The sequence below is a fragment of the Streptococcus sp. ZY19097 genome, assembly GCF_040731245.1.
In the GTDB taxonomy this organism is placed as follows: Bacteria; Bacillota; Bacilli; order Lactobacillales; family Streptococcaceae; genus Streptococcus; species Streptococcus orisratti.
Genome location: NZ_CP160400.1, coordinates 1,744,591 through 1,759,808, shown reverse-complemented (window position 1 = coordinate 1,759,808; position 15,218 = coordinate 1,744,591). Strand labels below are relative to the sequence as shown.

Genomic DNA, 15,218 nt, shown 5'->3' with positions numbered 1-15,218 from the left:
GTGATATAATAGCGATAATAGATATGTCTTAGAAAGGATAAATTATGACAAAGAATAAGATGAGCGCACTAGGTTTATTAGTTATTCTACTGTCTTCAAATATATCGAGTTTTCCTGTATTAGCCGAAACTGTAAGTGCGACTTCTCCAACCACTGTTGAAGAGGTTAACGATGAAAGTACAACTGTTTCAACTCAAGAAAGTGTCCCAGAGTTATCTGAAACTACAACAGAAACAGCAACTTCAAATGATTTACAGACAAATTTGCCAGCCAGTACAGATACAACAGAGACGGTCTTAGATCCTAATCGAGAGATAACAAATGAAGAAAGTTCTATTTCAACTGATGTAAAAGATGAAGTTACTGAGGCGTCAATCACGAAAAATTTTAGTGATGTTTCGCAGACTGAAAGTACTACACTTCCAAGTTCATCATCAGAAACCAACGAGACACTTCCTTCTTCGTCACAAGAGGCAAAATCAGATAAGGTAGAAACTTTTAGTACTCCCTCTAATGGAACCAATTCAGAGCAAGTAGTCGCATCTTCTGAAACTCCGATAGAAACACAGCCTCAGCAACCCATCCAGCCAATAGTTGGACAGTTTAATTCTCTTTATGCTGTATCAAATAACTACGAGGACACTGTTCTTGATGATAACAATATATTAACGTACACAACTTATGTTGAGCATTGGTCTGGTAAGGATGCTTATAGTCATAATTTATTGTCACATCGCTATGGTATTACCGCTGAGCAGTTAGATGGTTTTTTGAAATCTACAGGAATTGCTTACGACAGCCAACGTATCAATGGCACTAAATTGTTAGAGTGGGAAAAAAAGAGTGGATTGGACGTTCGTGCTATTGTAGCAATAGCTATGGCTGAAAGTTCACTTGGAACTCAGGGAATAGCTACATATCGCGGTGCCAATATGTTTGGGTATGCTGCCTTTGATTTATCTCCTGAAACTGCTTTGAATTTTAATGATGATAGGGCTATTCGTAAGTTGGCTACTGAAACCATTATCAAAAATAAAAACCTAACTTTCCAAGTTCAAGATAAAAAAGCTCAAAAAGCTGCTTTAGGTCTTCTGAACTTTGCGATAGATGGAGGGGTCTATTTTACTGATACATCCGGTACAGGTCAAAGACGTGCTCAAATTATGGAGAATTTGGATCGTTGGATTGATGAGCATGGAGGAACACCTGAAATCCCTGAAGAATTACGTCAACTCAACACTGTTAGTTTGACAAGTATTCCTGAAGGTTTTGATGTTGATATTGCAGCTAATACAACACTTTACAGTGTAACAAGTTACGCTTGGGGAGAATGTACTTGGTATGTTTACAACCGCGCTAAGGAACTTGGTTATAGTTTTGACCCTTACATGGGTAACGGTGGTGACTGGCGATTGAAAGCTGGTTATGAAACAACTCATGAACCAAAAGTTGGTTTCGCGGTTTCTTTCGCTCCTGGTCAGGCAGGCGCTGATGGCACATACGGTCACGTAGCCATTGTTGAGCAGGTAAGAGAAGACGGTTCAATTCTCATTTCTGAATCGAATGCTATTGGACGTGGTGTGGTGTCGTACCGTACTTTTACTGCAGCCCAAGCTAGCCAATTGACATATGTTATTGGACAAAAATAAATCTGAAAGACGCCTATTGGTGCGTCTTTTTGTTATAATTAAACTATGAATTTACAATCATCACTTGCAGAACTCAAAGGGCTGGGTCCTAAGTCTGCTGAAAAATTTTATAAATTGGGTATCTATACCATTGAGGATTTGTTGCTTTATTTCCCTTTTCGATATGAGGATTTTAAGAGTAAATCGGTTTTTGAATTGGCTGACGGTGAGAAGGCAGTTGTCACGGGGACTGTTATCACACCTGCCAATGTTCAATATTATGGTTTCAAGCGTAATCGTCTGTCCTTTAAAATCAAGCAAGGGGAGGCAGTGATTGCTGTGTCTTTCTTTAACCAGCCCTATCTAGCTGATAAGGTTGAATTGGGGCAAGATGTGGCTATTTTTGGTAAATGGGATACAGCTAAGTCTGCTTTGACGGGGATGAAAATCTTGGCACAGGTGGAAGATGACATGCAACCTGTTTATCGAGTTGCTCAAGGCATCTCACAGACTGCTCTGATTAAAGCTATCAAAGCAGCTTTTGATGCTGGCGCAGTGGATTGGCTACCAGAAAATTTACCACAGACCTTGATTGACAAATACAGGCTACTTAGTCGCGGTCAGGCGACAGCTGCTATGCACTTTCCAAGAGATTTGGCAGACTATAAGCAGGCTTTGCGTCGTATTAAGTTTGAAGAACTGTTTTACTTCCAAATGAATCTTCAAGTTTTAAAGGCAGAAAATAAATCGGAAACAAATGGTCAAGTCATCGCTTATGATGAACATGCAGTGGCTGATCAGATTGCAGCTCTACCATTTCCATTGACAATTGCTCAGAAGCGCAGTTTAGAGGAAATTCTGGCAGATATGCACTCAGGTGCTCACATGAACCGTCTTTTGCAAGGAGATGTGGGCTCTGGGAAGACTGTTATTGCTAGTCTGGCCATGTATGCTGCTTACACGGCTGGCTTTCAATCTGCTCTCATGGTGCCCACGGAAATTCTAGCTGAGCAGCATTTTGAAAGTTTGTCACAGCTCTTTCCTGACTTGTCTATTGCTATCTTGACATCTGGCATGAAAGCACCAGTTAGGCGCACCGCTTTAGAGCAGATTGCCAATGGCTCTGTGGACATGGTTGTGGGAACGCATGCTCTTATTCAGGATGCCGTTCAATATCACAAGCTCGGGTTGGTTATCACGGATGAACAGCACCGATTTGGGGTCAATCAGCGTCGTATTTTTCGTGAAAAGGGTGAAAATCCTGATGTTCTCATGATGACTGCAACACCTATTCCACGGACTTTGGCCATTACGGCATTCGGTGAGATGGACGTGTCCATTATTGACGAGATGCCTGCGGGACGCAAGCCTATCATCACGCGTTGGGTCAGGCATGAGCAGCTGGATACGGTTTTGGATTGGGTAAAGAAAGAGCTGACCAAAGAAGCTCAGATCTATGTGATTTCACCTTTGATTGAGGAGTCTGAGGCCTTGGATTTGAAAAATGCTGTCGCTCTGCACCAAGAATTGTCTGACCATTTTGCGGGTCAAGCCACGGTTGCCCTCATGCATGGTCGCATGAAAAATGAGGAAAAAGACCAAATCATGCAAGATTTCAAGGACAAGAAATCCCAAATTCTGGTTTCCACGACCGTGATTGAAGTTGGGGTTAATGTGCCAAATGCCACTGTGATGATTATCATGGATGCGGACCGTTTTGGACTCAGCCAACTGCACCAGCTGCGCGGTCGCGTGGGTCGTGGTCATAAGCAATCTTATTGTATCTTGGTTGCCAATCCTAAGACAGATAGTGGCAAGGAGCGGATGAAAGCCATGTGCGAGACCACCGATGGTTTTGTATTGGCAGAAGCAGATCTCAAAATGCGTGGTTCAGGAGAGATTTTTGGTACACGCCAATCTGGTATTCCAGAGTTTCAAGTGGCAGACATCGTAGAAGATTACAATATTTTAGAGGAAGCTCGCCGTGTTGCAGCGGAGATTGTCTCTGACAAAAATTGGAAGACTAATGAACGTTGGGCACCTATCGTCCGAAATCTACGTGAAAAGAGTGAGTTTGATTAAAAATTTTAAATTTCTGGTTCATAGTCTGAAAATTTAAAAAAGCTCAAAAATTACGACAAGCGCATGAAGAAAATTTCGCTTTCAGATAACGATTTTTCATAAAAAGTTATATTTTTATCATGAAATTTTGTTATAATGTAGGTGAAAATGAGGATAAATCAAAGCAACTATATAAATTTCATGAAAATATTTTTGAAAAAATGCATGTAGCTGGAAAACAGCTACATGCATTTTCTTCATACGCACGGCGTGACCAAAAATGAAAACGCTTTATTTATAAAGCTAAAAATGCTACAATGGAAAGGGAACCGGTATTTCGATTTATTAGAAAAGGAGCTTGCATATGGTTTTTAACAGTGATTGGCTCCTCAGTCAAATCCGAGGCACAGCGAATATGATTGGAAAAGTCTTCAAATTGGAAAATATCCAGATTGATTTGGGGATGACAGAGGACGAAGAGGGACGTTTAGTAAATGGAAATGATTATTTGAATCAATTAGTCATTGATGAAAAATTTGATTTAGCTATTGCTTTTATTAATCACCAAATCAAGCGATTGAGTCCTTATCAGTATCAATATCTCGTGGATGTTTTTACAGAAACTCTCAAGGCACTAGACCCAGAAAGTAAGGACAGAAACGATTTAGATGCTGAAAAGATTGAGCGTATCCATGATAATCTGAAGCAATTTAAATGGTAGTGTGTTGCTAAGCTACCTTAAGATTTTTGTAAGTTTTTTGAAAGCTATATTTAAGTTTTTCCCTTTATACTAAAATCACTAAAAAGAAATGGGGTCATGCTTATGAAAATCAAAGTGAATTACAAGAAGACATTTGTTAAACAGAACACAGCACAGCAACTCTATCTTTATTATCATTCAAAATGATGTCAAAGAATAGGCCTATTGATATGTAATTGTCCATAAAATAATGACAGTTAATTAAAAAAAGTGCTTCGCTAGAAATATAATCTTAGCGAAGTTTTTTGTGTTATTTTGATTTTCGTTAACTATGCTTCATTTCTTAGGTTGTCGGGTACTTCAAAAAAGTAAAATATTTTTATTTTAACAGTGGTTAGATGGAACAGGTTACAGAGAATATATTTGTATGCCTTTGTGGTAAGTTAGTATCCTTTTTCTTGTTAACGGTTTCAAATAGTGTTACAATAATAAGAATCTGTATTCACAGTTCAGCACCTTTATCTAAGGCTAATTTTTCAGCCACTCATCGTTAGTTTTTTTCAAAGTACAATTAGTACTCCCCCCCCAAAAAAAACTGCCTTGATTAGTGAAAAACTATCTCTTATTTACAAGCACTTCGCTTGTGAATACAGGTTCTAAGAAAATTAAAGGAAGTCTTTTATGAAACAAAAAATTGGACAATCGGGACTTGAGGGGTCACGTATCGCTCTTGGATGTATGCGAATGGCGGCTCTGGATACAACTGCGGCACAAGAAGTCATCGCCAGTGCTCTAAATCATGATATAAATTTTTTTGATCATGCTGATATTTATGGCGGAGGAGAGTCGGAGAGACGTTTTGGTGAGGCTGTGAAGACTCTAGGTCTGTCCAGAGAGCAATATCTTTTACAGTCCAAATGCGGTATCCGTCAGGGATATTTTGATTTTTCAAAAGAGCACATTTTGTCCTCGGTGGATGGTATCTTGGAGCGTTTAGGAACAGATTACCTCGATTTTCTAGTTTTGCATCGCCCAGATACTTTGGTGGAGCCAGAAGAAGTGGCAGAGGCTTTTTATCAGCTTAAAAAAGCTGGTAAGGTGAAACATTTTGGTGTCAGTAATCAAAATCCTCACCAAATTGCTCTTTTGCAAGCTTATCTTGATCAACCTTTGGCTGTCAATCAGATGCAGTTATCGCCAGCTCATACGCCGATGATTGATACTGGTTTGAACGTGAATATGAAAAATAGCTCTGCTATTGACCGTGATAACGGTGTTATTGATTATTGTCGCTTACACCATATTACTCTTCAGGCTTGGTCACCTTTTCAAATTGACTTAGGACGCGGCCTTTTTATGGGAAATCCCAACTATAAAGAGTTGACAGCAACAATTGAAAAATATGCAAAGCAGTATGCCCTATCTTCTGAAGCAATCATTGTGGCTTGGATTTTGCGTCATCCTGCTAAAATGCAAGCTATCGTTGGTTCCATGAATCCTGAGCGTATTGCTAGAATTGCTACGTCAGAACAAGTGATTTTAAGTCGTTCAGAGTGGTACGACATTTATCGCAGTGCAGGTAACAGCTTACCTTAAAAGTGAAAACAAGAGGATTGATAATTATAAGAGTTTGGAGCGAGTTATAAAATTTTTAGCTTTGCAGTATTTTCTAAAAGTCATCCTTCGTTCTTGAAGTCGAAAAAGTCTGCTCTTCTCGGTAGACTTTTTTATCCGAATAAGGTTGAATTTGCTAATATCAGTAAACTCGAAAAACATTGAATTCCAAAGCGCTGCTCTACTCATGTAACTTGTCACTATAATGGTCAGATTATTTGCCTTGACCTGTTTGAGCAACCCAGACTACCAATTGCCGTTTTACGTGAGTTTTATAAGACCTTACTTATTTTTTTCTCTGAACATTAGTAAGTATTATTCATCAGTTACGGTCTTTTGGGGCTTTCCTTTTCACTGGAGCAATTGCGAGGCATCTTGTGAAGTATTTTTTAAGTAGGATGTGTCTGATTTTCTCTTATTTGGTATTTTGTCAAAGGTGACTAACCGCTATAGTTGATTTAAAGGATGCTTTGGTCCAGATGGCTGAGCAAATGATGAGAGTAGTGCAGATGGTCGTTGTGATAACCTGCTTGTTTGAGATTTCCAACTCATAGTGGAATTCTTGTTCTTTGGGTTTGTCGGTAGCGGTGATGGTTAGTTTCATGATTTTTAACCCTTCTTTTGGGAAATGGCGGTGCTTTAGCCTTCAATGTATTCTTTTAAATCTTGTCCTTTGAGGCCAGCATTGAGTGCGATGAGCAGTTTAAGTCGAGCTTTTTGGCTATTAAGTTCTTTGACAAACATAACACCAGATTCGGCAAGCTTAACGCCACCTCCGTCGTAAGCATAAACGGGTTCAGCAATGCCGTTAAAGCAACGGGAGACGAGGACAACTGGAACACCTTTTGCCATTAAACGCACCAATTCCTGAGCGGCTTCGGGCGGGAGATTTCCAGCGCCTAAGGCTTCGATGACGACCCCGTCAATCTTATCAGGATCCAGTAAACTGATAATTCCTTCACCTAATCCCATGCCTGCGTAAGCCTTGATGATAGGGACCGTACCTGATATTTGATTGAGGTCAAAACGGACTCGTGGTTCGGCTGTCTTGAAGAAAAGAATATCATGTTTCATAACGATACCTAGCGGACCGTGCGTTGGGGTGTTAAAGGTTGCAACATTGGTCGTGTGGGTTTTGGTGACATATTTAGCGGCATGAATTTCATCATTCATAACAACTAGTACTCCCTTGTCAGCAGCTTTTGGATGGATGGCCACGCGCAGAGCAGAAAGGTAATTGTAAATGCCATCGCTACCAAGCTCGTTTGAGCTTCGCATTGCCCCTGTCAAAACAATAGGAATATCAGGAATGGCCATAGTATCCAAAAAATATGCTGTTTCTTCCAAAGTGTCAGTGCCATGCGTGATGACAACGCCATCGTATTGCCCAGTAGTTTCTCTAATTTTATGGTAAAGGGCCATCATGTGGTAGGGGGTGATATGAGGACTGGGAATATTGAAAAAGTCTATAACAGTTAGTTCAACATCATCAAGCTCAAATCCAACGTGATTCATGGGATTGTCAGTAGAAGGCTTGACGCTTCCGGAATCATCAGCTTGCATGGAAATTGTACCACCTGTATGTAATACAAGGATTTTCTTTGTCATTCTAATACTTCTTTCAAAAATATGTTATAATTTATTTTATCATAAAGAATAGAAAGTAAGGAATTGATTTGACGATAAAGGCAGTCTTTTTTGATATTGACGGTACACTGGTCAACGATCGAAAAAATGTGCAAAAATCTACACAAAAAGCTATTCAAAGTCTCAAACAGCAAGGCGTATTTGTAGGAGTGGCAACGGGGCGCGGACCGGCTTTTGTACAACCCTATTTAGAAAATCTAGGGTTAGATTTTGCGGTTACCTATAATGGCCAGTATATTTTTACCCGTAATCAGGTGCTCTATGATAATCAGCTTACCAAGCCTGTAATATATAAGGTTGTACGTTACGCCATTGATAAACGTCGTGAGATTTCTTTAGGAACAGCTTCTGGTCTGGTTGGTTCACGAATTATTGGAATTGGTACCAGTCAGGTGGGACAGATATTGAGTAGCGTTGTTCCCAAAAAAATGGCGAAAACTGTTGAACGTAGTTTCAAACATCTGATTCGTCGCTTTAAACCTCAAAGCCTTGATAGTTTTAGAACGATGATTAGGGAGCCAATTTATCAAATTGTTTTAGTCGCAACAGAAAATGAGACTGCCAATATTCAGAAACGATTCCCTCAATTGAAGGTGACGAGGAGTAGCCCCTACTCAGCAGATTTAATTTCTAAAGGTCAATCCAAAATAAAAGGAATTGAACGCCTTGGTAAGATTTTTGGATTTGATTTGTCTGAAGTTATGGCTTTTGGTGACTCAGAAAATGACTTGGAAATGCTTTCTGGTGTTGGAATAGGGGTTGCTATGGGAAATGCAGCTGATGTTGTTAAAGAAAGGGCAATTTACACAACAGCGACAAATAATAATGATGGCATTTCGAAAGCACTGGCTCATTACGGTTTGATTTCCTTAGATAGCGACAAGATATTCAGAAGTCGCGATGAAAACTTCAACAAAGTTAAAGATTTTCATCACCTCATGGATGGTGAAACTTTGGAGACTCCAAGGACTTATGACGTTGTTGAGGCAGGACATCGCTCAGATTTTAAAGTTGAAGAAATTGTTGAATTTTTATATGCTGCTAGTCAAAAAGATAAAGCAACTTTCACTCAAGCCCTCTTGAATTTGCATGCTGCGATTGATAAGGCTGCTGAAAAGGTTCAATCAAAGGAACATCCAGAAACGCCACTGGTTGGTCAGGTTGATGCCTTGACAGATTTATTATACCTTACATATGGTTCTTTCGTATTGATGGGAGTTGATCCTAAACCACTATTTGATACTGTACACGAAGCCAATATGGGTAAGATATTCCCAGATGGGAAGGCCCATTTTGATCCGATTAGCCATAAAATCCTCAAACCAGATGATTGGGAGGAGCGCTTTGCTCCAGAACCAGCCATCAAACGTGAGATTGATCGGCAGATTCAAAAATCATTTAAACGTCAAAAGACAGCCGGATACTAAAAATCCGGCTGTCTTTTGCTTTTCATTTTGAATAGTATAGTAAAAGCTTTAAAGTGTTTTGGCAGTATCACGAACAACCAATAAATCAACCTTCGCATGTCGCATGATGTATTCAGAAGACGATCCAATGAGAAGGCGTTCAAACGTATTGAGACCTGTTGCACCCACCATAATCAAATCAACACTTTCCTTATCAGGAATATCGTGTGCCAGAAGAGTTTTTGGGTTGCCGAATTCAATTATCTGACGGATTTTTTCTAAACCGCGTTTACGGGCTTGACTTTCGTAGTCTGACAGAACATCTTTTGCTTCTTGTTCTAGTTTTTCATAGATATAAGTGTCAAAAGTGGCTACACTTTGGAGTGCACGTGTATCAATAACATGCACTAATAATAATTCAGCATCGTTTCTGAGGGCAATGTTAATTCCCTTTTCAAAAGCAAGTTCAGATTCATAAGAGCCATCAATGGCAACCATAATACGTTCATATTTTTGTAACATTTTGTACCCTCCTTAGCAAATGGCGCTCAGTGAAAACCAAAAGTCGATAATGGAATCGCAATTCAAGTGAGATTGAACATACTCTTTTGATTTTTACAGAGTATAACTAGATTTTTAGCAGTAAGTTAGCTAATCTAAATCCTTACAGCTTAATTATACTCCTTTAGAACCTAAAATGAAAGCGTTTTATAGATTTTCCTGAAATTTTTTTAAAATTTTACCACAATCAGTAGATTTTCTTTTGCTTTTTTTAAATTTAGAAAGATGGTATAATGCTAGGAGACTATCTCGAATGTAGGGGACACTATGAAAATTGACAAGAGGCATCTGCTAAATTATTCTATACTTATACCGTATTTAATTTTATCGGTTATTGGTTTGATTGTTGTTTATTCAACGACAAGTACCACTCTTATCCAAAATGGTCTTAATCCATTTAGATCTGTCATTAATCAAGGCGCTTTTTGGATTGTTAGTTTGATAGCTATCGTATTTATCTATAAGTTAAAATTAAACTTTTTAAAAAACTCTAAAGTTCTAACCGTTGTGATGTTAATCGAAATATTAATGTTAATCTATGCAAGGTTATTTGCTGCAAAGATTAACGGAGCACATGGTTGGATTGTTGTGGGACCACTTAGTTTTCAACCAGCAGAATACCTGAAGATTATTATCGTTTGGTATCTAGCTTTTACCTTTGCAAGAAAGCAAGAACAAATTGGTATCTATGATTATCAGGCGTTGACAAGGCGTCGCTGGTGGTTCCATAGCTGGAGTGATTTGAGGGATTGGCGGGTTTATTCCCTTCTTATGATTGGTTTGGTAGCTATTCAGCCAGACTTGGGAAATGCTGCTATTATTGTACTAACCTCACTGATTATGTATTCGTTGAGTGGGATTGGCTATAGATGGTTTTCCGCTATACTAACAACAATTACAGCCTTGTCAGCAGCTTTTTTAGGTAGCATTGCGATTATTGGTGTTGATAATGTTGGTAAAGTTCCTGTTTTTGGTTACGTTGCTAAACGTTTTAGCGCTTTCTTTAATCCTTTTCATGACCTTGGTGACTCAGGACATCAATTAGCGAATTCTTACTATGCCATGAGCAATGGTGGTTGGTTTGGGCTTGGCCTAGGAAATTCAATTGAAAAACGCGGCTATTTACCAGAAGCACAAACAGACTTTGTATTTTCTATTGTTATTGAGGAACTCGGCTTGATTGGTGCTGGTTTGATATTAGCCCTTGTTTTTTTCCTTATTCTACGTATCATGAATGTTGGTTTAAAATCAAAAAATGCCTTTAATTCAATGATTGCTCTGGGTGTTGGAGGCATGATGTTGATGCAAATCTTTGTTAACATTGGCGGTATCTCTGGTCTAATTCCTTCTACAGGTGTTACTTTTCCGTTTCTTTCACAAGGAGGAAACAGTCTCTTAGTTTTATCAGCGGCAATTGGTTTTGTTCTTAATATTGATGCTAGTGAGAAGCGAGAACGGATATTAAAAGATGCAGAAGTAGAACTTCAGACGATGCCAGAGGATGTTGCCGATGACAAAATTGTTCACATTGATGAGTTTTATTAAATCCAAGAAATTGTATTTGTAGGTGAGAATCATATTTTGATTTAAGGAAGTTTTTAAAATACTCAGGATAGTTTTTTGAAAAATGATGAGTAGTGTAAATCTAGTCTTAAACGGAAGAATCCGCCTATGAATAAAAGTTCTAAATCTCCCTTTGGAGATTTTTTCTTTTGAATGAAAAATTGTAACCAAACTCAAGGTTGTTCGTTATATTAGCGAAGAATGGAAGTAATCATTTTTAAAGAGAGGGGTGAAGAGGATTAAACTGGATGATTATGAAAAAGAATTAGTAGGATTCGCACATGAGATTTCCTACTATTTACGAAAGTCGGGTGCTAGTCCTGAACAGGCCAAAGACATTAGTCAAGATATTTTGGTGAAAATGTTGGAAAGTGATATTGTACTCCCTTTTGAAAAAATGAGAGCGTGGATGTATCGTGCCGCTATTCGTCTTTATATTGATTATTACAGACGTGATAAGAAATATTTGGATATTTTACAACGTGATTTCTTCCATGAAGCGAATGACCTGAAATTTGAAACCCCTGATTATCTTCCGCTTCATCAAGCTATTGAGAAACTATCAGATAGATTTCGCATAGTTCTTGATTTGTATTATTTTCAAGATTTATCCGTCAAGGAAATTGCAAAAGTTCTTCATGTCTCTGTAAGCAAGGTCAAAGTCGATCTTATGCGTGGACGTCAGGAACTTAGAAAGATTTTAGAGAAAGAAGGTTATTGTTATGAAGACTTTTAATGATTTTGAAAAAATAGCACAAAGAAGCAAAGTGAAAAATAGAATTAAACTAGTCGTCCTGAGTACTCTAGTTGCCCTAGCTAGTTTAGGAATAATTGTTAGGTGTTTAACGGAGATTGCGAGCCGTCATGGAGAGGCTGTCAAAGACACATACCTGCTAATGTCAGAAATCGCCTATCCAAATATCTCTTATAACAATTGGTATTTTAACGCAACGTCAAGCTATACAGGACAGTTTCATTCAGATCGATTTAAGAATATAGATGGTATTGAGGTGCCATATGAAAAAATGGAAGCTTATTATTCAATAAGATTTGCAGACTCGTATGATACTAATGTTTGGTTAACGATGTCATCTGATAAAAAATCTGCCTATACGCATAGTAGTTACTATAAATCTCCTATGTTTTATAATATTAACCATGATTATACAAATAAAGATGACCTCGCTCCTACAAACGACATCTCTCTTGCAGCACAAATGTCTAATCAAGCTATAGAAATGGCAATAACATTTGATAAACCCTACACTTACCAAGAAATACAAAAAATGATTCCAGAGAATCTACTTGTGAACTGGTATTGGATTGGAAGTAGTAGTGATTTTGATACTGCGGAACGTACACCTGACAAGCAATTGGGGATTTCTACATATGATGGAGAACAACTAAATGATTACAGTTACTCTTTGTTTAGAAAGAATTTAGAGAAAGCAGTAAGCAAAGGGTATCTAGATATGACAGAAAATGGTAGTGATCAAAACGGGAAAAAACAGACATTTAATTTGGCTGAGGATGCTCAAAAATACCTTAATAAAAATAAAAAACTAAAAACTGCTAAGTTTTCAGGAGTTATTCTAACCGGTCGTTCTGAAAATTTTGCACAACTTGAAAGCGCTAAATGGATTTTTGCATCAAACATTGGACAAAGCGTAACCATACAACCATATCATCAACTTATAAAATAAAGAATTCAGCATAAAATACTTGCATTTCCGCTATAATTTGTTAAAATAGTAAGGTAAAGTTAGACCGTATTGCCTACTGTCTATCTATAAAATATATTTTATTGGAGGCTTTTCCTAAAATGGCAAAAGAAAAATACGATCGTAGTAAACCACACGTTAACATTGGTACAATTGGACACGTTGACCACGGTAAAACTACTTTGACAGCAGCTATCACTACTGTATTGGCACGTCGTTTGCCTTCAGCAGTTAACCAACCAAAAGACTATGCGTCTATCGATGCTGCTCCTGAAGAACGCGAACGCGGTATCACAATCAACACTGCACACGTTGAGTACGAAACTGCTAAACGTCACTATGCTCACATTGACGCTCCAGGACACGCGGACTACGTTAAAAACATGATCACTGGTGCTGCCCAAATGGACGGAGCTATCCTTGTAGTAGCTTCTACAGATGGACCAATGCCACAAACTCGTGAACACATCCTTCTTTCACGTCAAGTTGGTGTTAAACACCTTATCGTTTTCATGAACAAAGTTGATTTGGTTGATGACGAAGAATTGCTTGAATTGGTTGAAATGGAAATTCGTGACCTTCTTTCAGAATACGATTTCCCAGGTGATGACCTTCCAGTTATCCAAGGTTCAGCTCTTAAAGCTCTTGAAGGCGATACTCACTATGAAGATATCGTTATGGAATTGATGGATACTGTTGACGAATACATTCCAGAACCACAACGTGATACTGATAAACCATTGCTTCTTCCAGTCGAAGACGTATTCTCAATCACTGGACGTGGTACTGTTGCATCAGGACGTATCGACCGCGGTACTGTTCGTGTCAACGATGAAATCGAAATCGTTGGTATCAAAGACGAAATCCGTAAAGCAGTTGTTACTGGTGTTGAAATGTTCCGTAAACAACTTGACGAAGGTCTTGCTGGTGATAACGTTGGTGTGCTTCTCCGTGGTGTGCAACGTGATGAAATCGAACGTGGTCAAGTTATTGCTAAACCAGGTTCAATTAACCCACACACTAAATTCAAAGGTGAAGTTTACATCCTTTCTAAAGAAGAAGGTGGACGTCATACTCCATTCTTCAATAACTACCGTCCACAGTTCTACTTCCGTACAACTGACGTAACTGGTTCAATCGAATTGCCAGCAGGTGTTGAAATGGTAATGCCTGGTGATAACGTTACAATTGATGTTGAATTGATTCACCCAATCGCTGTTGAACAAGGTACTACTTTCTCTATCCGTGAAGGTGGACGTACTGTTGGTTCAGGTATCGTTTCAGAAATCGAAGCTTAATCAAATTAAGTTCCCATTGAACAATTAAAGCCAGACACTTTATTTGTGAAGGTCTCCTTGTTGGAGGCCTTTTTTTGATAAAGAAATAGTGTAAATTTTATTTCAATAAAGAACAGTAGAATTTTATGGATTGAAGCTAGGAAATTTTCAGAAAAGCTTTGCTTTATCTTTAAAAGATAGCTAAAGTATGATAAAATAAGGGTGTAAATAAAAAAAGAAGAGGTATGTGAAATGTCACGTAAACCATTTATCGCAGGTAACTGGAAAATGAACAAAAACCCTCAAGAAGCACAAGCTTTTGTTGAGGCCATTGCAGGAAAATTGCCTTCTGCTGACTTAGTAGAAGCTGCTATCGCAGCGCCTGCAGTTGATTTAAATGCTTTGCTTTGGTTCGCTAAAGACTCAGAACTTAAGGTTGCTGCACAAAACTGTTACTTTGAAGATGCTGGTGCCTTCACTGGTGAAACTTCTCCAAAAGTGTTGTCTGAAATGGGCGTTAACTATGTTGTTATTGGTCACTCAGAACGTCGTGAATACTTCCACGAAACTGATGAAGATATTAATAAAAAAGCAAAAGCAATCTTTGCAAATGGTATGCTTCCTATCATTTGTTGTGGTGAAACGCTTGAAACTTACGAAGCTGGTAAAGCAGCAGAATTTGTAGGTGCTCAAGTATCAGCAGCACTTGCAGGATTGTCTGAAGAGCAAGTTTCATCACTTGTTATCGCATACGAACCAATCTGGGCTATCGGTACTGGTAAATCAGCTAGCCAAGACGATGCACAAAAAATGTGTAAAGTTGTTCGTGATGTAGTTGCGAAAGACTTTGGTCAAGCTGTAGCTGACAAAGTTCGTGTGCAATATGGCGGTTCAGTTAAACCTGAAAACGTTGCTTCATACATGGCTTGTCCTGATGTGGATGGTGCCCTCGTTGGTGGTGCATCACTTGACCCAGAAAGTTTCCTTGCATTGCTTGATTTTGTCAAATAAGTTTTAATTAAATAGGAGAGTCCTAGCTA

The 15,218-nt window shown here is 38.6% G+C and carries 13 protein-coding genes; 10 read left to right on the top strand and 3 right to left on the bottom strand.

Translation table 11 applies throughout. The annotated features are described in order from the left end of the window. Positions 1-44: 44 nt before the first annotated feature. From ABZ559_RS08845 to ABZ559_RS08830, 4 genes are all read left to right on the top strand, one after another. Complete coding sequence (locus tag ABZ559_RS08845) at positions 45-1,649, top strand: CHAP domain-containing protein (RefSeq protein WP_367006039.1); 1,605 nt, start codon at positions 45-47, stop codon at positions 1,647-1,649. Between the two features lie 45 nt (positions 1,650-1,694). Continuing rightward, a complete protein-coding gene (gene recG, locus ABZ559_RS08840; RefSeq protein ID WP_367006037.1) occupies positions 1,695-3,710 on the top strand; it encodes an ATP-dependent DNA helicase RecG in 2,016 nt (671 codons plus the stop codon). Between the two features lie 337 nt (positions 3,711-4,047). Further along, positions 4,048-4,410, top strand: coding sequence for a hypothetical protein (locus ABZ559_RS08835; protein ID WP_367006036.1), 363 nt, complete (start codon positions 4,048-4,050; stop codon positions 4,408-4,410). A gap of 660 nt (positions 4,411-5,070) precedes the next feature. Then, positions 5,071-5,985, top strand: coding sequence for an aldo/keto reductase (locus ABZ559_RS08830; protein WP_367006035.1), 915 nt, complete (start codon positions 5,071-5,073; stop codon positions 5,983-5,985). Between the two features lie 448 nt (positions 5,986-6,433). On the opposite strand, the gene ABZ559_RS08825 is transcribed toward ABZ559_RS08830, so the two are convergent. Both ABZ559_RS08825 and ABZ559_RS08820 read right to left on the bottom strand, forming a co-directional pair. Next, a complete protein-coding gene (locus ABZ559_RS08825; RefSeq protein WP_018375943.1) occupies positions 6,434-6,607 on the bottom strand; it encodes a hypothetical protein in 174 nt (57 codons plus the stop codon). 35 nt (positions 6,608-6,642) lie between these two features. After that, complete coding sequence (locus tag ABZ559_RS08820; RefSeq protein WP_367006033.1) at positions 6,643-7,611, bottom strand: asparaginase; 969 nt, start codon at positions 7,609-7,611, stop codon at positions 6,643-6,645. A 68-nt stretch (positions 7,612-7,679) separates the two neighbouring features. Here ABZ559_RS08820 and ABZ559_RS08815 point away from each other — a divergent pair, with 68 nt between their 5' ends. After that, complete coding sequence (locus ABZ559_RS08815) at positions 7,680-9,077, top strand: HAD-IIB family hydrolase (RefSeq protein WP_273414012.1); 1,398 nt, start codon at positions 7,680-7,682, stop codon at positions 9,075-9,077. A gap of 48 nt (positions 9,078-9,125) precedes the next feature. On the opposite strand, the gene ABZ559_RS08810 is transcribed toward ABZ559_RS08815, so the two are convergent. Next, positions 9,126-9,578: a universal stress protein gene (locus tag ABZ559_RS08810; protein WP_018375940.1), complete on the bottom strand. Its 453-nt coding sequence runs from the start codon at positions 9,576-9,578 to the stop codon at positions 9,126-9,128. A 306-nt stretch (positions 9,579-9,884) separates the two neighbouring features. On the opposite strand from ABZ559_RS08810, the gene ABZ559_RS08805 reads away from it, so the two are divergent. The 5 genes from ABZ559_RS08805 to tpiA all read left to right on the top strand — a co-directional run bounded on the left by ABZ559_RS08805 (position 9,885) and on the right by tpiA (position 15,189). Then, a complete protein-coding gene (locus ABZ559_RS08805; RefSeq protein ID WP_367006032.1) occupies positions 9,885-11,162 on the top strand; it encodes an FtsW/RodA/SpoVE family cell cycle protein in 1,278 nt (425 codons plus the stop codon). Positions 11,163-11,409: 247 nt separating this feature from the next. Continuing rightward, positions 11,410-11,916 carry an RNA polymerase sigma factor gene (locus ABZ559_RS08800; RefSeq protein WP_367006030.1) on the top strand — a complete coding sequence of 169 codons (507 nt, stop codon included), beginning with the start codon at positions 11,410-11,412 and terminating at the stop codon, positions 11,914-11,916. Beyond that, positions 11,903-12,883, top strand: a complete 981-nt coding sequence (locus ABZ559_RS08795; protein WP_367006029.1) for an anti sigma factor C-terminal domain-containing protein — start codon at positions 11,903-11,905, stop codon at positions 12,881-12,883. The genes ABZ559_RS08800 and ABZ559_RS08795 overlap by 14 nt, the downstream gene beginning before the upstream one ends. Before the next feature lie 119 nt (positions 12,884-13,002). Then, complete coding sequence (gene tuf, locus ABZ559_RS08790) at positions 13,003-14,199, top strand: elongation factor Tu (RefSeq protein WP_018375936.1); 1,197 nt, start codon at positions 13,003-13,005, stop codon at positions 14,197-14,199. Positions 14,200-14,430: 231 nt separating this feature from the next. Beyond that, entirely contained in the window at positions 14,431-15,189 is a 759-nt protein-coding gene (gene tpiA, locus ABZ559_RS08785) for a triose-phosphate isomerase (RefSeq protein WP_018364060.1), read from the top strand. The last annotated feature ends 29 nt before the right edge of the window (positions 15,190-15,218 follow it).